The following is a 19,810-nucleotide window of genomic DNA, read 5'->3' as shown; positions in this document are numbered from 1 at the left end:
GTGGGAGAGTAGGACACCGCCGGACACACATTCAGCAGGGCCCTGACAACGACAGTCAGGGCCCTGCAGCATTTAACCCACACGTGAGCGCGGGTCGGTGGAGGATCGGCGGTGGGCTAGAGTTGAGCACCATGGACAGCCTCTTCAGCCACGCACAGCAGCCTGCCGGGAACGGGGATGAGGCGGCCGAGCTCGAACCCCTGGTGAACTCCGTTGTGGTCCCCGGCGGCGTGGCCCATGCGTTCGCCGGCTTCACGGACCACACGCACCTCTGGTGGCCGCTCGAGGACCACGGGGTGTACGGCGCCGGCTCCTACGTGGAGTTCGAAGAAAACCTCATCCTGGAGACTGCCGATGACGGCAGGACCAGCATCTGGGGCACCCTGGACGACTGGCAGCCGCCGTTTTCGTTCCACGCCACCTGGCACCCAGGTTCCACCGCCCTGTGGTCCACCGAGGTGCTGGTGGTTTTCCGTCCCGAAGGTGGGGGCACGGAGGTCCGCGTCTTCCACGAGGGCTGGGAGGGCGCGGAGGATCCTGCGGCAACGCGGGCACGCTACGCGGAAGCATGGCCCGACATCCTGTCCCGGTACGCCCGCTTCATGGGAGCCTAGGACGGACGCTTAGGGCTGCTGGCCGCCGGCGGCCGGAACCGCGGTGCTGGCGCGGATCACAAACTTCGTGGGGTACTCCCGATCGCTTTCTGCAGAAGCCGGCCCTCCGGCGTCGGGCGCGTCCCCGCTGAGTGCCGCCCCGCTGTGTGCCGCGCCGCCTCCCTCGAGCAGGGCCAGCGCGGTGGACGCGGCAAGCTTCCCCTGGCCGCGGGGATCCTGGTCGACGGTGGTCAGTCCGAACGTTTCACCCAGCTCGTGCCCGTCCATGCCGACCACGGACAGGTCCTCCGGCACTCGGAGTCCGAAGTCCCGCGCGGCCAGTATCGTGCCGAACGCCATCTCGTCCGAGGCGGCAAAAACGGCAGTGGGGCGTTCGCCTGCCGTTCCGAGCAGCTGCCTCGCGGCCGCGTAGGCACCGTGGATCGTGAAGTCCGCGGCGACCTGCCAGTCGGGATGCACGGGCAGCCCGGCGGCGGCCATGGCGGCCAGGTAGCCGCGCTGGCGGATCCCGGGCAGCTTGAAGTCCCGGTTGAGTTCCTTGTTTCCCGTCACGTGAGCGATCCGGGTGTGGCCCAGGCCGATCAGGTGCCCGGTCAGCCGTGCCGCCAGTCCCTCGTCGTCAATCCTGATCGATGCGGCACCGGGCAGGGTCCCGCCGATGCCCACGATCGGGCGGTGCACGGCCAGCAGCTGCTGGATCTCGGCCTCGCCAAGCATCAGGGCAACGGCGATCACCGCGTCCAGCCGTTTACGCAGCAGGAAGTCGTTCAGGACGCTGTTGCGCCTTTCCGGCTGCTCCCCGACGTTATAGAGCGTGAGGTCGTAGCCGGCGTCCAGCAGCGTCTCGGAAACGCCTTCAAGCACCGAGGAAAAGTACCAGCGGTGCACGTACGGGACCACCAGCCCGATGTTATGGTTCCGGCCCGAGGCCAGGCTGGCGGCATGGTAGGAGGGAACGAAGCCCAGTTCACGGGCTGCGTCCTCAGCGAGTTGCCGGCTCCTCGCAGAAACGTTCGCCTTGCCGCCCAGCGCGCGCGAAACCGTGGCGACGGACAGGCCGGCCCTCTCGGCAACGTCCTTGATGCCCGCCATGTCAGTCTGCGGGCGCCCCGGCTTCAAGGTTGATCCACGCCGTTTCGCCGGATGCCAGGTACCGGGCATCGTCCGGGGACGCGCTGCGGAGCAGGACCTGCCCCGTGGGCAGCTCCAAGGGGTCGTGGTTGAGGTTCATGAGGACAAGCGTAGTGCCGTTGACATAGGCCAGCGAGGATCCCGTGCACCAGTTCTCTGCCCAGGCCAGCGAGCCGCGGCCCAGGTCCAGGGCGCGGCGCCGGCGCAGGATCTCCCGGTACAGGGAGAGGTGCGACGACGGCGAGCCCGCCTGCAGGTCGCGGGCCAGCCGCGCGAAGGACGCGGGGAAGGGCAGCCAGGGGCTCGCCCCGCCACCGAAGCCAAGGTGCGGTTCGGCTGCCCGCCAGGGGAGCGGCACACGGCAGCCGTCCCGTCCCAGCCGCTCGCCGCCGGTCCGCGCGAACGTGGGGTCCTGGCGCAGGTGCTCCGGGATGTCGGTGCCGTCGGGCAGACCCAGTTCCTCCCCCTGGTAAAGGTACGCCGCGCCGGGCAGGCCCAGCATGAACAGTGTTGCCGCAGCAGCCCGGTGGCGGCCCAGATCGGTGTCCGGCTGGGGATCGTGCGGCCCGATCCCGTCGCCGTCCCGGGGACCCTGCCCGTTGTAGCCGAACCTGCTGGCATGCCGGACGACGTCGTGGTTGGAAAGCACCCAGGTGCTCGGTGCCCCCACCGCGTCCAGGGCCATCAGGGAATCGGTCACCACGGCGCGCAGCCGGTGGATATCCAGTCCCGCGTGCAGGTAGGGAAAGTTGAACGCCTGGTGCATCTGGTCCGGACGCACCCAGTTCGCCAGCCGCGGCAGTGGATCGACGTTGGCTTCGGCGCACAGGATGCGGTCCGGACCGTATTCGTCCAGCAGCTGGCGCCAGCTCCGGTAGATATCGTGCAGCGCGGGCTGGCCGAACATCGGCGCCTCATGGCCGGGGAAGCCGTCACTGCTGGATCCGTCGGCCCGGCCGCCCCATGCAGGCAGGCCCGGGGCCTTCACGAGGGCGTGCGCCACGTCCACCCGGAAGCCGGAAACTCCGCGGTCCAGCCAGAACCGGAGCACGCGGTCAAACTCTGCGTGCACTGCTGGGTTGTCCCAGTTGAAGTCGGGCTGCGAGGAATCGAAGAGGTGGAGGTACCACTGGTCCGGCTGGCCGTCCGGCCCCGCAACGCGCGTCCACGCGGGGCCGCCGAAGTGCGACTGCCAGTTGTTGGGTGGTTCGTGGCCGCCCTCGCCAACGCCGTCCCGGAAGATGAACATATCCCGCTCCGGGCTCCCGGCAGGTGCGGCCAGGGCGGCCTGGAAGGCTGCGTGCTGGTCGGAGCAGTGGTTGGGGACAAGGTCGACGATGACGCGCAGGCCCAGCCGGTGCGACTCAGCCATCATGACGTCGAAGTCCCCGAGGGTTCCGAAGATCGGGTCAACATCGCAGTAGTCGCTGACGTCGTATCCGGCGTCGCGCTGCGGGGAGCGGTAGAAGGGGGACAGCCACACGGCGTCGACGCCGAGGTCCGCGAGCTGGGGAAGTTCCTCGGTGATGCCAGCGAGGTCACCCACGCCGTCACCGTTGAGGTCGCGGAAGGAGCGCGGATAGACCTGGTAGATCACCGCGGAGCGCCACCAGCCGGGCGCTGTGTCGGCAGCGTGGATGGGCGTGAGGGGTCCCGTTGCCGGCGAAGTGGCCTCGGTCACAGTATCGACAGACATGCCTGCCAGCATAAGCTTTCGCAGCCAAAAATGAAAACGCTTACATATGTGTCCCGCTGGGCCCGGAAGGGTGTGATGCAAACCTGCACGTCAAAGGCTGGAAACGCTTCCACGGGTGGGCGGTCCGCGGCGGGACATGGTGCGTCATAAACTGGGCGAAAACCACGACGACGGGTGGAGGCCTTGTGGGAAGCATTGTTGACGAGCTGGGCGGCATCCTCGGCCCCGGCCGGGTGGACACCACCGAGGCCGGGCTCCGGCGCTACGCAGTGGACCAGGCTCCCGTCATCGATTTCCAACTGCCCCTCGCCGTCACCTTTCCGGAGTCCATCGCCGACGTGCAGGCCGTGGTCAGGGCCTGCGCCGACATGGGGGTGGCTGTGGTGGCCCGCGGCGCCGGTACCGGCGTGTCCGGCGGTGCCCACGCCATCAGCAACTGCATCATCCTGTCGCTGGAACGGATGAACCGCATCCTGTCCCTGAACCCGGACGACGAAACGGCCGTTGTGGAGCCCGGCGTCGTCAACGCCGTACTCAACGACGCCGCGGCGCAGCATGGCCTCATGTACGCGCCCGATCCCGCCAGCTTCCGCAGCTCCACCATTGGCGGCAACGTGGCTACCAACGCCGGTGGCCTGCGCTGCGCCAAGTACGGAGTCACCCGCGACTCCGTGCTCGCGCTGGATGTCGTCCTGGCGGACGGTTCGCTCATTCACACCGGCCACCAGACCTTCAAGGGCGTGGCCGGCTATGACCTGACTGGCCTGTTCGTGGGCTCGGAGGGGACCCTGGGCATCGTCGTCGGGATCACCGTGCGGCTGAAGTACCTGCCCCGGGAGGTGCACACCGTGGCCGCGTTCTACCCTGACTTCCGGCTCGCCGCCGCGGGTGTCCTGGCGGTGGGCAAGGCCCGCGTCCAGCCGGCCATCATGGAGTTGCTCGACGGCGGCACGCTGGCCCAGCTCGATGACATCCATGGCTCGGACCTCAGTGCCCGCGGCTCAGCCCTGCTCCTGGTCCAGACCGATGGGTTCGGTGCAGGCGCGGAGGCGGACGTGGTGCGCCAGGTCCTGCGCGACGGCGGGGCGACCGTCACCACAGAGGCAAACGCTGAGGCGGAGCGGCTGGTGGAACTGCGCCGGCACAGCCGCGGCGCGGAGGTGGATGACGAGTACCGCGTGGGTGAGGACGTCGCCGTCCCGCGCTCGCGGCTGGTGGATTATGTGGCCGCGCTCGAAGCCATGGCCGCCGCACACCAGGTGCACCTGAAGGTGGTGGCGCACGCAGGCGACGGCAACCTGCACCCCACCTTCTGGATCGACCGGCAGGAGCCGGACATCGACGCGGCGGCGATGGACCGGCTGCAGGCGGCCCTCGATGAATCCATCACCGCGGCGCTGGAAATGGGCGGCACCATCACCGGCGAACACGGGGTGGGCCAGTACAAGCTGCGGTGGCTCGGCCAGGAGCAGCCGGAGCCGGTCCGGGAGCTGCAGCGCAGGATCAAGGACCTCTTCGACCCGGCCGGCATCCTCAACCCAGGGAAGGCGATCTAGGGATCAGTCGTCGGAGTCGGGGTACTCGTCCACGGATTCATCAGCGCCGTACCGCGACTCCTCGTTTTCCACTTCGAGGATCTTGAGCATCTCGGTATCCGGGTTCAGCATGATGGCGGCCTCGTCCCGCCGGTGCCGCAGGATCGAATCGATGTAGGACTGCACGGCCTCGGCCAGCGGAATGTGCCGCTCCTGCTTCTCGGACATGTACCAGCGGTGTTCCAGGACCTCATGGACCACCTCGGCGTGCTCCAGCTTGCCGGAAAGATCCCTCGGGATGGACCGGACGATGGGCTCGAAGATCTGGCTCACCCAGAGATGGGCGCTGTATTCCTCATCCATGTCCGGGTTGTTGTCCGCCCGGAAGGAGTCCATGTCGTTCAGCAGCCGGCGGGCCTGGTTCTCCTGGGCGTCCAGGCCCGTGAGCCGGAGCAGGCGGCGCTGGTGGTGCCCGGCGTCCACCACCTTGGGCTGCAGCTGGATGGTGGCACCGTTCTGGGTGGTCTTGATGGCGTATTCCTCGACGTCGAAGCCGAGTTCGTTCAGGCGGCGGATCCGCGCCCCCACCCGCCACCGTTCGCCGAGCTCGAACGACTCCTTCTCCGTCAGTTCGGCCCAGAGACGGCGGTAGCTGTCCATGATGAGTTCGCTGGTGGCCACCGGGTCCACCTTCTCCTCGATCAGTCCGCCATCCAGCAGGTCCATGAGCTCGCCGGCGATGTTGACGCGAGCGATTTCAAGGTCGTACTCGCGCTGGCCGGTGGACAGGTCGGGGTACAGCTCGCCAGTCTCGGCGTCCACGAGGTAGGCGGCGAAAGCGCCGGCGTCGCGGCGGAACAGGGTGTTGGACAGCGACACGTCGCCCCAGTAGAAGCCGATCAGGTGCAGCCGCACCATCAGCAGGGCCTGCGCGTCGATGAGGCGGGTCAGGGTGTCCTTGCGCAGCATCTGCGAAAAGAGCGCGCGGTAGGGCATGGAAAATTTCAGGTGCCGGGTCACCAGCACCGGGTTGAGCGGGCGGCCGTCCGGGGTGGTGCGTCCGGTGATGACCGCTACCGGCTCCACGCAGGGGACATCGAGCCGCGCGAGCTTGCGGAGCATGTGGTACTCGTGCCGCGCCACGTGCTCGGAGGTTTCCTTGATGGCGATGACTGAGCCGCCGAGGTGGGCGAAGCGCACGATGTGGCGCGAGATGCCCCGGGGGAGCGCTGCGAGGTACTGTGCCGGCCAGTCCTCCAGGGCTATGTGCCAGGGCAGGTCGAGCAGTTCGGGATCCGCTGCCGCCGCCGTGATGTTCAGGTTCGAGGAAACCGACGCGGCCTTGTTGTCATCGGCGCTGGCGGCCACGAACCGCGGCAGTTTGCCGATCTGCTCGTAGTCGGTGGGCTCGTTGTGCCACTGGGCGCTGTATTCCTCGGTCATGGCTCAATTCTTCCGTACTCGGGGCAGGGCGGCTAAATTCCGGCAAGGCATGGTTAACGGCCGACGGCGGCCCGCACCATTGTGAAAGGGTGCGGGCCGCCGCCGGGTTGATCAGGCAGTGGTTTCGACAGGCTCAACCACCGGATTCTTGGCTAGTCGCCCAGGCGCAGGCCGGTCTTGGTGTCGAACAGGTGCACGTGGCCCGACTGCGGACGGACGTAGATGGACTCGCCCTTCATCGGAGGACGGCGGCCGTCGACGCGGGCCACGATGTCGTGGTCCTTGCCGTCCAGCGTGGTGTGGCCGTAGACGTAGGCGTCGGCACCGAGCTCTTCGACGACGTCGACCTCAACCTTCAGGCCTTCGCCGTGCGGGGCGGTCTCCAGGTCCTCGGGGCGGGTGCCCAGGGTAACCGTGGAGCCGTGGGCCTCTTCGAGGACGTCGCGCGGCACGGGGTAAACGGTGCCGCCGAACTGCACGCCGCCGTCGACCACGGGAAGTTCCAGCAGGTTCATGGCGGGGGAGCCGATGAAGCCGGCGACGAAGACGTTCTTGGGGCGGTCGTACAGGTTGCGCGGGGTGTCAACCTGCTGCAGCAGGCCGTCCTTCAGGACAGCCACGCGGTCGCCCATGGTCATGGCCTCGACCTGGTCATGCGTCACGTAAACCGTGGTGACGCCAAGGCGGCGGGTCAGGGACGCGATCTGGGTGCGGGTCTGGACGCGGAGCTTGGCGTCCAGGTTGGACAGCGGCTCATCCATGAGGAAGACCTGCGGGTTACGGACGATGGCGCGGCCCATGGCGACACGCTGGCGCTGACCGCCGGAGAGTGCCTTCGGCTTGCGGTCCAGGTACTGCTCAAGGTCGAGGAGCTTGGCGGCCTCACGGACGCGCTCGGCGCGCTCTTCCTTGGAAACGCCGGCGATCTTCAGGGCGAAGCCCATGTTGTCGGCCACAGTCATGTGCGGGTACAGCGCGTAGTTCTGGAAAACCATCGCGATGTCGCGGTCCTTCGGCGGAACATCGGTGACGTCGCGGTCGCCGATCAGGATGCGGCCTGCGTTGACGTCCTCGAGGCCTGCGAGCATGCGCAGGGAAGTGGACTTACCGCAACCGGAGGGTCCAACGAGGACCAGGAATTCGCCATCGGCGATGTCGATGTTGAGCTTATCGACGGCGGGCTTATCTGTGCCCGGGTACAGACGCGTAGCGTTGTCAAAAGTAACTGTAGCCACAGTTATCAATCCCTTCACCGGCAGGTACGTGCCGGACGATCCGTTGTGAATGGTTCATGTTTATTCAGTTGGGTAAAGCAAGTGCTCCGCGGCTCAGCCGCGGGGCACCGAGTGACGCCGCACGCTCGTTGTGCGCCACATCACACAAGAGAGTATGTCAGACGGAACTCGTTTCGGTGCAAATGTTACGAACGTCACATGTGAGGCCGGCCGCTTACTGGCCGGAGGCCGGCTGCGGGTCCTCTTCGGCGACCGCGATGCTGCGTTCCTGCAGCAAGGCCTCCAGCAGTTCCGCCACATGCACCGGAGCCTCCACGCGGTACTGCGCCTGGGTGAAGTCCAGCCCCACTTTGACCCCGACATCACCCGGCCCGAGCCGGGCGAAGGCGTCCTCGTCGGTGGTGTCGTCGCCCGCGAACAGGACCGCGGTGGCACCGCTGACCTGCCGGAGGAAGGTCACGCCTTCGCCCTTGGACGCGTGGACCACGGACGTTTCGAGCACGCGCTTGCCGTCCTTGAGGTAGACGCCCTTGCGGTCCTGGAGGACCGCCCGCGCCGCGGCCACGGCATCCTCGGCGACATCGTCGTCGGCCATCCGGGTGTGCAGGACTACCCCCGCGGGCTTGTCCTCAAGCGCCGTTCCGGGCGCCTGCGCCACGATGTCGGCCAGCACGGCGCGGACTTCGGCCAGGAGCGCCTTCTGGTCCTCCTCGAGGGCCAGTTCCGTGGATCCCGGGCCCAGCCAGGCTTCGGCGCCGTGGCTGCCGATCAGCAGGGTGTTCACCGGCGGCGATGCCACCTCGCGCAGGCTGGCGAGGGCACGGCCCGAGATGAGTGCCGTCGTCGTGCGTGGAAGCACGGCAAGGCCGGCGAACGCCGAGGCGGAGCGGGGCAGCGGGCGCGCGTCCCCGGCGCGACCCACGATCGGGGCCATGGTGCCGTCGAAGTCCATGGCCACCAGCAGGTGCTCCGTACGGGCGATCCGGCGCACCGCGTCCCGAAGCTCGGGGGACAGTGCCAGCGGCTGTTTGGCGTTGCTGCCCTCAGGTGTCATCCCGGACCACCTTTTCCTTCAACGCCCGCAGGAACTCTGCGGACCAGTGGTCGACGTCGTGGTCCAGGATCTGCTTGCGCATGGCCCGCATCCGGCGCGACGCCTCACGCGGGGCCAGTTCGACGGCGTTCATGATGGTGTTTTTCAGCCCGGCGATGTCGTGCGGATTGACCAGGAGGGCCTGCTTGAGCTGGTCCGCAGCGCCGGCGAACTCGCTGAGGACCAGGGCGCCATCGTTGTTGTTGCGGGCGGTGACGTATTCCTTGGCAACAAGGTTCATCCCGTCCCGCAGGGCGGTGACCAGCATGACGTCGGCGGCCAGGTACAGCGCCACCATCTCCTCCACGGGGTAGCTGTGGTGAAGATAGCGCACCGCGGTGTTTTCGAGGGTGTCATAGGTGCCGTTGATGTGGCCCACGGTCCCTTCCACCTCCTCGCGCAGCAGCCGGTACTGTTCCACCCGCTCGCGGCTGGGCGACGCCACCTGGATCAGCGTCGCATCGCCCACCGTCAGCCGGCCGTCCGCGAGGAGCTCTTCGAAGGCCTTCAGCCGGTGGCGGATGCCCTTGGTGTAGTCCAGCCGGTCCACGCCGAGCAGGATGGTCTTCGGGTTGCCCAGGTCCTGCCGGATCTGGCGGGCCCGTTCGATGATTTCCGGTTTCGCGGCCAGTTCGGTGATCTGCTTGACGTCGATGGAGATGGGGAACGCCTGGGCGCGCGCGATGTGCGTTATTTCGCCGTCGTGGCCCTTGACGTGCACCTGCTGTTGCTTGACGCTGGCGCCCAGGAAGCGGCGGGCGGACCGCATGAAGTTCCCTGCGTCGCTGACGCGCTGGAATCCCACGAGGTCGGCGCCCAGCAGGCCGTCGATGATGGCCTGGCGCCAGGGGAGCTGGGCGAAGATCTCCGGCGGCGGGAACGGGATGTGGTTGAAGAACCCGATCCGGAGGTCGGGCCGGGCCTCGCGTAGCATCCGCGGCACCAGCTGCAGCTGGTAGTCCTGCACCCAGACGGTGGCGCCCTGGTCCGCATGGCGGATGACGGCGTCGGCGAACCTGCGGTTCACCCTGCGGTAGGCGTCCCACCAGGCGCGGTGGAATTCCGGCGGCGCGATGACGTCGTGGTACAGCGGCCAGAGGGTCGCGTTGGAAAATCCTTCGTAATACAGCTCAACGTCGTCGGTGCTGAGGTGGACCGGGACCAGGTCCATGCCGCCGTGGCTGAACGGCTTCACGGTCTCATCCGGAGCTCCGTGCCAGCCCACCCAGGCGCCCTCGGTCTTGGTCATCATCGGGGCCAGCGCGGTGACCAGGCCGCCGGGGGAGCGGCGCCAGCCGGACCCGTCATCACCGTTCTCGCCCGGCGCCACACGGTCCACGGGCAGCCTGTTCGAGACGACCATGAAGTCGTATTTGGCGTGGCCGGCGTGGCTGGAACCGGATCCGCCGGCCGTTGCCGTGCCTGCGGGTTTTTCGTGGACAGGTGTTTGCATTGCGGCCCCCTGGGGTTGCTTGTGCCTCTAAGCCACCCTAGCCGACGGAATCATCAGGCCTCTTCGTCCGTTGGTCAACCCGAAGGAATGGTTGAAAGCGCAAGCTCCCAGCTTTCTCCCCTAAAATGTGTGGGAGTGCCACGAAGTGGTCCCCCCGACGTCGACCGACCCAAGGAACTCATGAGCCCTGCAAACGAAGTACGCAAGTCCAAGGCTGAGCGGACCGCGGAGGCGCGGGAAAAGGCACGCCTGATCCGCGAAGCGCAGTTGAAGAAGGACAAGCGCAACAAGCTGCTGATCGGCTGGGGCATCGTGGCGGCGGTCGTGGCCATCCTGGTGGTGGTGGCGCTGGTGGTCACGAGCAGCATGAAGCAGAACGCGCCCATCGCCGACCAGGGCCCGACCCCGGCGAACGCCAACGCCCACGGCGGCGTTACCCTGCTGGCCAACACGGACGTGGCCAAGCTGGAGCCGACCACGGTGGACGCCGCGTCCCTGGGCGAGGCTCCGAAGACACCGCCCGCGGAGGTGGCGGCTCCGGGTGCCGAGGCGGAGGCCGGCAAGCCGGTCAAGGTGGTCCTCTATATAGACTTCATTTGCCCGATCTGCAAGAACTTCGAAACCCAGTACAACGACAAGCTCACCTCACTGCGCAACGAAGGCAAAATCACGGTGGAGTACCGCGCCCTGGGCTTCCTGGACAGCCGGTCCACCACCAACTACTCGTCCCGCGCGGCCAACGCGGCCGCCTGCGTGGTCAACACGGCCCCCGACAAGTACTCGGACTTCGTGAACGCGCTGTTCGCCAAGCAGCCCGCCGAGGGCAGCGCAGGCCTTTCCGACAACGACCTGAAGAAGATGGCCTCGGACCTCGGCGCCAACATCGACTCCTGCGTGGACGACAAGACGTACCGGCCCTTCGTGAAATTCACGACGAAGGAAGCCTCCGCGATCGGCGTCACCGGCACGCCCACCGTTCTCGTGGACGGCAAGCAGTGGGGCAAGGGCGACAGCGCACAGACGCCGTTCCCGGACTTCCTGGACAGCGCCATCACCGCCAAGGGCTGATTCCAGCCCTTCCAGGGCCCGTTCCGGAGCTTGTCCGGGGCGGGCCCTTTGCGCCTGTACCGCGGCCCACCGGCGTTTTTACGCATGACCCGAGTTGGGCTAACCTTATCTAGCGCCTTCGCGGCGCACGCCCGCAGGGGCATGCCTCCTTAGCTCAGTTGGCCAGAGCACCGCTCTTGTAAAGCGGGGGTCGTCGGTTCGAATCCGACAGGGGGCTCCGGTGCCAAAAGCCCCGGCCAGGCCGTTCCAGTGGAACAGCCTGGCCGGGGCTTTTGCCGTCCCTGCCGGAAGTTCCGCCACCGCTGGTGAACGCACCACCCTGCGGGGCTAAGCTGGAGATATCCGAATGATCAGCATGCTGACTAAAGGAGGTTGGGTGCCATGCCCAAGACCGGCAAGAACGACCACGCCCGCAAGGACGAGCTTCCCTCGACCCTGCAGCGTTCCGACCAGAAGGCCCAGGACACGTTCGCCAAGACCTATGACTCTGCCCTCGAGTCCTATGACCACGACGAGGAACGGGCCGCCCGCGCGGCCTACGCGTCGCTGAAGCACAGCTACGAAAAGGTGGGCGACCACTGGGAGCCCAAGGCCAAGCGGGGCCCGTCGGACAAGCGGGCGGAGCAGGGCGTCCGGTCCTCCGCGCCCACCGCCGGCGGCGTGGACGCCAACGCGTCCAAGGAGCACCTCTACAAGCTGGCCCGCGAACTGGACGTGAAGGGCCGCTCGAAGATGGACAAGAAAGAGTTGGTCAAGGCGCTGCAGAAGGCGAACGACGCGGCTACCCGCAAAGCCCGCAGCAAATAGCCTCCGCTCTTGCCGTCCTGACCGCCAGGGTGTCGAATCAGAGGACACGTCCGGTCCGTGCGGCAACGATGCCAGGAGGTTCCAATGTCGGTGAAGAGCGCCAAGGAGTCAGCGCGTGCGGGTGGCGGCAGGAACGGGCCGGAATCCCGCCGCGCCGACCAGTCCGCCGGCATCGCGGCCGAGGACCCTGCCCGCCTCCGGAACGTGGCCCTCGTGGGGCACTCCGGCGCCGGAAAGACGATGCTGATCGAAGCGCTGCTCGCGGCCAACGGCGTGCTCACCCGCAAAGGCTCCATCGCGGACGGGACAACGGTCAGCGACTCCGATCCTGCCGCCGTGCACCAGCAGCGGTCCGTCACGTTGTCGCTGGTGCCGCTGCTGGTGGACGACATCAAGGTCAACCTCCTGGACACGCCGGGCTATCCGGACTTCATCGGAGAACTGCGCGCCGGCCTTCGCGCCTCTGACGCCGCGCTCTTCGTTGTCTCGGCAGTGGATGGAATCGACGCCACCACCACGGCGCTGTGGGGCGAGTGCGAGCACATGAGGCTCCCGCGCGCCGTCGTGATCACCCGGATGGACCATCCGAGGGCTGATTACGACGGCGCCCTGGCCGCCTGCCAGCGTGCGTTCGGCGACGGCGTGCTGCCGCTGTGCGTCCCGGTGCGGAAGGACGGCGAGGCCACCGGCCTGCACGCCCTGCTGTCCGGGGAGGTGACTGACTACTCCGAGGGGGACGCGGCGCCCGGGCTCCGGGCGGCGGACTCCGCAGAACTGGCAGCCGCGGCACCGACCCGCGGCGCGCTCATCGAGGGCATCATCGCCGAAAGCGAAGACGAAACGCTGATGGACCGCTACCTGGAAGGCGAGGACCTCGACACCGGCGCCCTGGGCGCCGACCTGGAGACCGCCGTCGCCCGCGGCTCCTTCTTTCCCGTCCTGCCCACCTCCGCGGTGACCGGGCTGGGCACGGCGGAACTGCTGGACCTGCTGGTGCGGGCCTTCCCGGCCCCCGGGGAACGCGGCCTGCCGGACACCACCGATCTTTCCGGCGCCCCCGCCGGTGCCCTGGCCGGCGACCCGTCCGGCCCCCTCGCCGCCGAGGTGGTGCGCACCTCCAACGACCCCTTCCTGGGCCGGATCTGCCTGGTCCGGGTCTTCTCCGGGACACTCCGGGAAGACAGCCCGGTCCATGTGGGCGGCCACGGACTGGCCGACCGCGGCCACCAGGACCACGACACGGACGAGCGCGTAACCCACATCTACTCTCCGCTGGGGGCCAGCCTGCGCCCGGTGCCCTTCTGCGTGGCAGGAGACATGTGCGCCCTGGCCAAACTGGGCAGCGCCGAAACCGGGGACACGATATCGGACCGGGACCGGCCACTGCTGCTGGCCACCTGGGAGATGCCCGAGCCGCTGCTGCCGGTTGCCGTCGAGGCGGATTCCCGCAGCGACGAGGACGCCCTGGCCCGCAGCCTGGGCCGGATCGCTGCCGGCGACCCAACGCTGCGGGTGGAACGGAACGCCGAAACCCACCAGCTGGTGCTGTGGTGCATGGGCGAAGCCCACGCCGAGGTGGTGCTGGACCGCCTGCGTGAACAGGGCGTGAAGCTGCACACCGTGGACGTGGTGACGCCACTGCGGGAAACATTCGCCGCGCCCGCCACCGGCCATGGCCGCCACATCAAACAGTCCGGCGGCCACGGGCAGTACGCCGTGTGCGACATCGAAGTGGAACCGCTGCAACGCGGCGGAGGCTTCGAGTTCGTGGACAAGACCGTTGGCGGCGTGATTCCCGGCACCTACATTCCCTCCATTGAGAAGGGTGTCCGGGCGCAGATGGACAAGGGGGTGGCCGCCGGTTTCCCGGTGGTTGACCTGAAGGTGACAGTGGTGGGCGGCAAGGCCCACAGCGTTGACTCCTCGGACGCTGCGTTCCAGGCTGCGGGGGCCCTGGCCCTGCGCGAGGCCGCGGCCGCTGGCCGGATCCAGCTCCTGGAGCCGGTTTCCACCGTCAGCATCACGGTCGCCGATGAGCATGTGGGCTCCGTCATGAGCGACCTCTCCGGCCGCCGCGGCCGCCTCACCGGCACCACGTCCTCCGGTGAAGGCCTCACCGAGATCAGCGCCGAGGTCCCGGACCAGGAGCTGTTGCGGTACCCGGTGGAGCTGCGTGCCATCACGGCCGGCACGGGCCGCTTCCGCCGCCGGTACCTGCGCCACGACCCCGTTCCCCCGAACTTCAGCCCGTCCTGACCCCCGCCCGCGCAGGAAGACCACAACAGAACGCCGTCCTCCATGAATGCCGCAGCACGCAAAATCCAGAACATCTACCTGACGCTGACGCTGGGAAACACCCTCGCGGCGTCGTTCATCTGGGGCATCAACACGCTCTTCCTGCTGGATGCCGGGCTCAGCAACCTCGAAGCCTTCGCCGCCAATGCCTTCTTCACCGCCGGGATGGTGCTCTTCGAGGTGCCCACCGGCGTGGTGGCGGACGGCTGGGGCCGGCGGGTGTCCTTCCTGCTCGGAACCGTGACCCTGGCCGTCTCCACGTATTTCTACTATCTGCTGTGGCAGCTGTCCGCGCCGTTCTGGTGGTGGGCGGTGGTGTCTGTGCTGCTGGGCCTCGGCTTCACGTTCTTCTCGGGTGCCGTGGAAGCCTGGCTCGTGGACGCGCTGCACTTCTCCGGGTACGAGGGCGCGCTTGAGGCGGTGCTGGGCCGCGGCCAGATGGTCTCCGGCATCGCCATGCTCGCCGGCTCCGTGGCGGGCGGCGTGATCGCCCAGGCCACCAACCTGGGCGTGCCGTTCCTGGTGCGGGTCGGCGTGCTGGTGGCCATGTTCGCCGTGGCTTTCCTGCTCATGCACGACGTCGGTTTTACGCCGGAGCGCTCGGCACACCCGATGCAGGCCACCCGCGAGGTCCTGCGCGCCTCGGTGGAGGGCGGGCTGAAGAACCCGCCCGTGCGCTTCATGATGCTGGCCGCCCCGTTCACCGAAGGCGTGGGTTTCTATGTCTTCTACGCCCTCCAGCCGTACCTGCTGCAGCTCTTCGGCGACCCCCGGGCATACGCGATCGCCGGACTGGCCGCCGCCATCGTGGCAGGTGCCGACATCGTGGGTGGCCTGCTGGCGCCGATGGTGCGGAACCTCGTCCGGCGGCGGACCACAGTGCTGATCGCGTCAAACGTGGTCAGCTCGTTGGTCCTTGTGGTCCTCCTGGTGACCAACGTCTTCTGGCTGGCCCTGGTGCTCCTGGCGGTGTGGGCGGTGGTGGCCTCCGCGGGAACGCCGGTACGCCAGGCGTACCTGAACGACATGATCGCGTCCAAGCAGCGGGCCACCGTCCTGAGCTTCGCCTCGCTCATGGGGTCGAGCGGGGGAGTGGTGGTGCAGCCGCTGCTTGGCCGTTCCGCGGACGTCTACGGGTACCCGGCCTCGCTGGCCATCAGCGGCGTGGTGCAGCTGCTGGCCGCGCCGTTCATCCTGCTGAGCCGGCGCCGGCACTCACCGGCGGATGCCGCCACCGGCCTTGCGGCGGCTCCCTGACGGGCGAACGACGCCCCGAGGCCCGGTCCACGGTCCTGAAGTGGGTCATTGACACGGTATGTTGTTAGCGTTCACAATGATTGCAGCACCTTTCCAGATGCTCCCCTCGACTGACCCCTACAGATCCCGGTAATGAGGCCGATGCCTCCCGGATGGAGGCAACCATGCCAGAGACTTTGTTCACTTCCAGCAGCCCCGGCTCCCGCGGGGACCACTGCGTCATAGGCGTGGACTACGGCACCCTGTCGGGCCGGGCGGTGGTGGTGCGCGTCCGCGACGGCCAGGAACTTGGCAGCGCGGTCCACGTGTACCCGCATGCAGTGGTGACCGATGCCCTGCCAAAGGATACGGCGGGCGACGACGGCGCGCGGCTTCCGGGGGACTGGGCCCTGCAGGTGCCCAATGACTACCGCGAGGTCCTGCGCCACGCCGTACCCGCCGCGGTGGCTGACGCCGGCATCGACCCTGCCGCCGTCGTCGGGATTGCCACGGACTTCACCGCCTGCACCATGGTGCCGGTCAAGGCCGATGGAACGCCGCTGAACGAACTTCCCGGCTATGCCAACCGCCCACACGCCTACGTCAAACTCTGGCGGCATCACGCCGCGCAGGGGCAGGCAGACCGGATCAACCGGCTCGCCGCTGAACGGGGTGAAGACTGGCTTCCGCGGTACGGGGGCCTGATCTCCTCCGAGTGGGAGTTCGCCAAGGGGCTGCAGCTGCTGGAAGAGGACCCGGAGGCCTACGCGGCCATGGACCACTGGGTGGAGGCGGCCGACTGGATCGTCTGGCAGCTGTGCGGCCGCTACGTCCGCAACGCCTGCACCGCCGGATACAAGGGCATCTACCAGGACGGCCGCTACCCGTCGGAGGACTTCCTGGCCGCCCTGAACCCGGATTTCAAGGATTTTGTCAGCGCCAAGCTGGAGCACACCATCGGGCGGCTCGGAGACGCTGCCGGCACCCTGACCGCCGAGGCGGCAGCATGGACGGGCCTGCCCGAGGGCATCGCTGTGGCTGTGGGTAACGTTGATGCCCATGTCACGGCGCCGGCCGCGAAGGCAGTGGACTCCGGCCAGCTGGTGGCCATCATGGGGACTTCCACCTGCCACGTCATGAACGGCACCGAACTGCGTGAAGTGCCCGGGATGTGCGGGGCGGTGGACGGCGGCATCGTGCCCGGCCTGTGGGGCTATGAGGCCGGCCAGTCGGGAGTGGGTGACATCTTCGGCTGGTTCACCAAGCATGGCGTCCCGCCCGAATACCACCAGGCTGCCAAGGATGCGGGGCTGGGAATCCACGAGTACCTCACCGAACTGGCCTCGCGGCAGGCCATCGGTGAGCACGGCCTGATCGCGCTCGACTGGCACTCGGGCAACCGCTCGGTCCTGGTGGACCACGAACTCTCCGGGACCGTGGTGGGCCAGACCCTGGCCACCCGGCCGGAGGACACCTACCGTGCCCTGCTGGAAGCCACGGCCTTCGGCACCCGGACCATCGTGGATGCGTTCCGCGACGCCGGTGTCCCCGTCAAGGAATTCATCGTGGCCGGCGGCCTGCTCAAGAACAAGCTCCTGATGCAGATCTACGCGGACGCCACCGGGCTGCAGCTGTCCACCATCGGCTCGGAACAGGGGCCGGCGCTGGGCTCGGCCATCCACGCCGCCGTCGCCGCGGGCGAATATGCCGACATCCGCGAGGCCGCCGCAGCCATGGGCGCCGAACCCGGCGAGGTGTACACCCCCATCCCGGCAAACGTTGCCGCCTACGAGGAGCTCTTCCAGGAATACAAGGCGCTGCACGACTACTTCGGCCGGGGCGGCAATGACGTGATGCACCGGCTCAAGGCCATCCAGCGCAGGGCCGCGGCGGGAACGGCGCCGTTGCCCTCCGAGGCCGCCGTGGAGGTGCCGGCATGAGCACCGGAACGGCAATCCTTGATACCATCGCGCGGGTCCGCGAGGAAGTGTGCGCCCTGCATGCGGAGTTGATGCGCTATGAGCTGGTGGTCTGGACCGCGGGCAACGTCTCGGCCCGTGTCCCTGGCACGGACCTCATGGTCATCAAGCCCTCCGGCGTCTCGTACCAGGACCTGCTCCCCGGGCAGATGGTGGTGACGGATCTGTATGGGGTCCCGGTCCCGGGAAACAACGATGGCGACTGGGGCAATCCTCAGTTGTCGCCGTCGTCGGACACCGCGGCGCACGCCTACGTGTACCGGCACATGCCCGAGGTGGGCGGGGTGGTGCACACGCATTCCACGTACGCCACCGCCTGGGCTGCCCGGGGCGAGGCCATCCCGTGCGTGCTGACCATGATGGGCGATGAATTCGGCGGGGAGATTCCGGTGGGCCCCTTCGCGCTGATCGGCGACGACTCGATCGGCCACGGCATTGTCGAGACCCTGAAGAACTCCCATTCCCCGGCCGTGCTGATGCAGAACCACGGCCCCTTCACCATCGGCAAGGACGCCCGGTCCGCCGTGAAGGCCGCCGTGATGTGCGAGGAAGTGGCCCGCACCGTGCACATTTCCCGGCAACTCGGCGAACCCGTGCCCATCGACCAGGACCACATCGATTCGCTCTACGCCCGCTACCAGAACGTCTACGGCCAATAGTCGCCGGGACCCAAAACTTTCCAGGAGAACCCATGAGCACACCAGCAAGCACCTCCCTCGACGGCTACGAGGTCTGGTTCCTCACCGGCAGCCAGCACCTCTACGGCGAGGACGTCCTGAAGCAGGTGGCCGCCCAGTCCCAGGAGATCGCCAACCAGCTCAACGCCGCATCCGCCGTGCCCGTCAGGATTGTGTGGAAGCCGGTCCTGACCGATTCCGATGCCATCCGCCGCACCGCCCTGGAGGCCAACTCGGACGATTCGGTCATCGGCGTCACCGCATGGATGCACACCTTCAGCCCGGCCAAGATGTGGATCTCGGGCCTGGACCTGCTCCGCAAGCCGCTGCTGCACCTGCACACGCAGGCCAACCGCGACCTGCCCTGGGCAGACATCGACTTCGACTTCATGAACCTCAACCAGGCCGCGCACGGCGACCGCGAATTCGGGTACATCCAGTCCCGCCTGGGCATCGCCCGGAAGACCGTCGTCGGGCACGTCTCCAACCCCGAGGTGGCACGCCAGGTGGGTTCGTGGCAGCGCGCCGCCGCCGGCTGGGCCGCCGTCCGCACCCTTAAGCTGACGCGTTTCGGCGACAACATGCGCAACGTGGCCGTCACCGAAGGCGACAAGACCGAGGCCGAGCTGCGCTTCGGCGTCGCGGTCAACACCTGGTCCGTGAACGAACTCGCCGACGCCGTCCACGGCGCTGCAGAGCACGACGTCGACGCCCTGGTAGCCGAGTACGAGGACCTTTACGACGTGGTGCCGGAGCTCCGCGCAGGCGCGGCCCGGCACGATTCGCTGCGGTACGGGGCCCGGATCGAACTGGGCCTGCGGTCCTTCCTCGAAGCCAACGGCTCCGCCGCGTTCACCACCTCCTTCGAGGACCTCGGCGCGCTCCGCCAGCTCCCCGGCCTGGCCGTGCAGCGGCTCATGGCCGCCGGGTACGGGTTCGGTGCTGAGGGTGACTGGAAGACCGCCATCCTGGTCCGCGCCGCGAAGGTGATGGGCGCCGGCCTGCCCGGGGGTGCGTCGCTGATGGAGGACTACACCTACCACCTGGAGCCGGGGTCCGAGAAGATCCTCGGCGCGCACATGCTGGAGGTCTGCCCCTCCCTGACGGCCACGAAGCCGCGCCTGGAAATCCACCCGCTGGGCATCGGCGGGAAGGAAGACCCGGTCCGCCTGGTGTTCGACGCTGATGCCTCCCCGGGCGTCGTCGTCGCCCTCTCCGACATGCGGGACCGCTTCCGCCTGGTGGCCAACGCCGTCGACGTGGTCCCCCTCGACCATCCGCTGCCCAACCTCCCCGTCGCCCGGGCCCTGTGGCAGCCCAAACCCGACTTCGCCACCTCCGCCGCCGCCTGGCTCACCGCCGGCGCCGCCCACCACACCGTGCTCTCCACCCAGGTGGGCATGGACGTGTTCGAGGACTTCGCCGAGATCGCCAAAACCGAACTGCTCACCATCGACGAGGACACCTCCATCCGCCAGTTCAAAAAGGACCTGAACTGGAACGCGGCCTACTACCGGCTCGCCGGCGGACTGTGAGTCCCTGGCACGG

General features: G+C 68.0%; 15 protein-coding genes and 1 tRNA gene. 10 read left to right on the top strand and 6 right to left on the bottom strand.

All coding sequences use genetic code 11. The features are described from left to right. Positions 1-131 precede the first annotated feature (131 nt). Positions 132-614 carry an SRPBCC family protein gene (locus tag ACYSM9_RS19285; protein WP_461858568.1) on the top strand — a complete coding sequence of 161 codons (483 nt, stop codon included), beginning with the start codon at positions 132-134 and terminating at the stop codon, positions 612-614. 9 nt (positions 615-623) lie between these two features. On the opposite strand, the gene ACYSM9_RS19280 is transcribed toward ACYSM9_RS19285, so the two are convergent. Together ACYSM9_RS19280 and ACYSM9_RS19275 are read right to left on the bottom strand one after the other, a co-directional pair. Further along, on the bottom strand, positions 624-1,706 hold the full coding sequence (locus tag ACYSM9_RS19280; protein ID WP_461858567.1) for a LacI family DNA-binding transcriptional regulator: 1,083 nt from the start codon (positions 1,704-1,706) through the stop codon (positions 624-626). Between the two features lies 1 nt (position 1,707). Next, positions 1,708-3,441 carry a glycoside hydrolase family 13 protein gene (locus tag ACYSM9_RS19275; protein ID WP_461858566.1) on the bottom strand — a complete coding sequence of 578 codons (1,734 nt, stop codon included), beginning with the start codon at positions 3,439-3,441 and terminating at the stop codon, positions 1,708-1,710. A 185-nt stretch (positions 3,442-3,626) separates the two neighbouring features. Between ACYSM9_RS19275 and ACYSM9_RS19270 the strand changes: the two genes are divergently transcribed. Further along, positions 3,627-4,997, top strand: coding sequence for an FAD-binding oxidoreductase (locus tag ACYSM9_RS19270; protein ID WP_461858565.1), 1,371 nt, complete (start codon positions 3,627-3,629; stop codon positions 4,995-4,997). 3 nt (positions 4,998-5,000) lie between these two features. On the opposite strand, the gene ACYSM9_RS19265 is transcribed toward ACYSM9_RS19270, so the two are convergent. The 4 genes from ACYSM9_RS19265 to ACYSM9_RS19250 all read right to left on the bottom strand — a co-directional run bounded on the left by ACYSM9_RS19265 (position 5,001) and on the right by ACYSM9_RS19250 (position 10,200). Then, a complete protein-coding gene (locus ACYSM9_RS19265) occupies positions 5,001-6,419 on the bottom strand; it encodes a DUF4032 domain-containing protein (RefSeq protein WP_461858564.1) in 1,419 nt (472 codons plus the stop codon). A 152-nt stretch (positions 6,420-6,571) separates the two neighbouring features. Next, positions 6,572-7,654 carry an ABC transporter ATP-binding protein gene (locus ACYSM9_RS19260; protein WP_459791381.1) on the bottom strand — a complete coding sequence of 361 codons (1,083 nt, stop codon included), beginning with the start codon at positions 7,652-7,654 and terminating at the stop codon, positions 6,572-6,574. Positions 7,655-7,868: 214 nt separating this feature from the next. Continuing rightward, positions 7,869-8,708: a trehalose-phosphatase gene (otsB, locus tag ACYSM9_RS19255; protein WP_461858563.1), complete on the bottom strand. Its 840-nt coding sequence runs from the start codon at positions 8,706-8,708 to the stop codon at positions 7,869-7,871. Beyond that, positions 8,698-10,200, bottom strand: coding sequence for an alpha,alpha-trehalose-phosphate synthase (UDP-forming) (locus tag ACYSM9_RS19250; RefSeq protein ID WP_461858562.1), 1,503 nt, complete (start codon positions 10,198-10,200; stop codon positions 8,698-8,700). Before ACYSM9_RS19250 ends, otsB begins: the two co-directional genes overlap by 11 nt. Positions 10,201-10,380: 180 nt before the next feature. Between ACYSM9_RS19250 and ACYSM9_RS19245 the strand changes: the two genes are divergently transcribed. The 8 genes from ACYSM9_RS19245 to araA all read left to right on the top strand — a co-directional run bounded on the left by ACYSM9_RS19245 (position 10,381) and on the right by araA (position 19,797). Further along, a complete protein-coding gene (locus ACYSM9_RS19245) occupies positions 10,381-11,268 on the top strand; it encodes a DsbA family protein (RefSeq protein ID WP_461858561.1) in 888 nt (295 codons plus the stop codon). Between the two features lie 143 nt (positions 11,269-11,411). Next, positions 11,412-11,485: transfer RNA gene (locus ACYSM9_RS19240), tRNA-Thr, on the top strand. 164 nt (positions 11,486-11,649) lie between these two features. Further along, a complete protein-coding gene (locus tag ACYSM9_RS19235) occupies positions 11,650-12,075 on the top strand; it encodes a ChaB family protein (protein ID WP_461858560.1) in 426 nt (141 codons plus the stop codon). An 84-nt stretch (positions 12,076-12,159) separates the two neighbouring features. Continuing rightward, positions 12,160-14,331 (top strand): elongation factor G-like protein EF-G2, encoded by a 2,172-nt coding sequence (locus ACYSM9_RS19230; RefSeq protein ID WP_461858559.1) that lies wholly within the window; start codon positions 12,160-12,162, stop codon positions 14,329-14,331. Positions 14,332-14,373: 42 nt separating this feature from the next. After that, positions 14,374-15,627 (top strand): MFS transporter, encoded by a 1,254-nt coding sequence (locus tag ACYSM9_RS19225; protein ID WP_461858558.1) that lies wholly within the window; start codon positions 14,374-14,376, stop codon positions 15,625-15,627. A 164-nt stretch (positions 15,628-15,791) separates the two neighbouring features. Beyond that, the gene (gene araB / locus ACYSM9_RS19220; RefSeq protein ID WP_461858557.1) at positions 15,792-17,546 is read left to right on the top strand and encodes a ribulokinase; all 1,755 of its coding nucleotides are present in this window, start codon (positions 15,792-15,794) and stop codon (positions 17,544-17,546) included. Beyond that, complete coding sequence (locus ACYSM9_RS19215; RefSeq protein ID WP_461858556.1) at positions 17,543-18,244, top strand: L-ribulose-5-phosphate 4-epimerase; 702 nt, start codon at positions 17,543-17,545, stop codon at positions 18,242-18,244. The genes araB and ACYSM9_RS19215 overlap by 4 nt, the downstream gene beginning before the upstream one ends. Positions 18,245-18,276: 32 nt before the next feature. Next, positions 18,277-19,797 carry an L-arabinose isomerase gene (gene araA, locus ACYSM9_RS19210; RefSeq protein ID WP_461858555.1) on the top strand — a complete coding sequence of 507 codons (1,521 nt, stop codon included), beginning with the start codon at positions 18,277-18,279 and terminating at the stop codon, positions 19,795-19,797. The last annotated feature ends 13 nt before the right edge of the window (positions 19,798-19,810 follow it).

It is taken from the genome of Arthrobacter sp. C152 (assembly GCF_054890965.1).
The sequence above is the reverse complement of the archived record's forward strand: the minus strand, read 5'-3'. Positions and strand labels throughout refer to the sequence as shown.

Coding starts and splice junctions, on each gene's coding strand:
- ACYSM9_RS19285 (WP_461858568.1), top strand. CDS start 132: ATGGACAGCCTCTTCAGCCACGCACAGCAGCCTGCCGGGAACGGGGAT.
- ACYSM9_RS19250 (WP_461858562.1), bottom strand. CDS start 10,200: ATGCAAACACCTGTCCACGAAAAACCCGCAGGCACGGCAACGGCCGGC.
- araA (WP_461858555.1), top strand. CDS start 18,277: ATGAGCACACCAGCAAGCACCTCCCTCGACGGCTACGAGGTCTGGTTC.
- ACYSM9_RS19245 (WP_461858561.1), top strand. CDS start 10,381: ATGAGCCCTGCAAACGAAGTACGCAAGTCCAAGGCTGAGCGGACCGCG.
- ACYSM9_RS19235 (WP_461858560.1), top strand. CDS start 11,650: ATGCCCAAGACCGGCAAGAACGACCACGCCCGCAAGGACGAGCTTCCC.
- ACYSM9_RS19280 (WP_461858567.1), bottom strand. CDS start 1,706: ATGGCGGGCATCAAGGACGTTGCCGAGAGGGCCGGCCTGTCCGTCGCC.
- araB (WP_461858557.1), top strand. CDS start 15,792: ATGCCAGAGACTTTGTTCACTTCCAGCAGCCCCGGCTCCCGCGGGGAC.
- ACYSM9_RS19215 (WP_461858556.1), top strand. CDS start 17,543: ATGAGCACCGGAACGGCAATCCTTGATACCATCGCGCGGGTCCGCGAG.
- ACYSM9_RS19225 (WP_461858558.1), top strand. CDS start 14,374: ATGAATGCCGCAGCACGCAAAATCCAGAACATCTACCTGACGCTGACG.
- ACYSM9_RS19265 (WP_461858564.1), bottom strand. CDS start 6,419: ATGACCGAGGAATACAGCGCCCAGTGGCACAACGAGCCCACCGACTAC.
- ACYSM9_RS19230 (WP_461858559.1), top strand. CDS start 12,160: ATGTCGGTGAAGAGCGCCAAGGAGTCAGCGCGTGCGGGTGGCGGCAGG.
- otsB (WP_461858563.1), bottom strand. CDS start 8,708: ATGACACCTGAGGGCAGCAACGCCAAACAGCCGCTGGCACTGTCCCCC.
- ACYSM9_RS19275 (WP_461858566.1), bottom strand. CDS start 3,441: ATGTCTGTCGATACTGTGACCGAGGCCACTTCGCCGGCAACGGGACCC.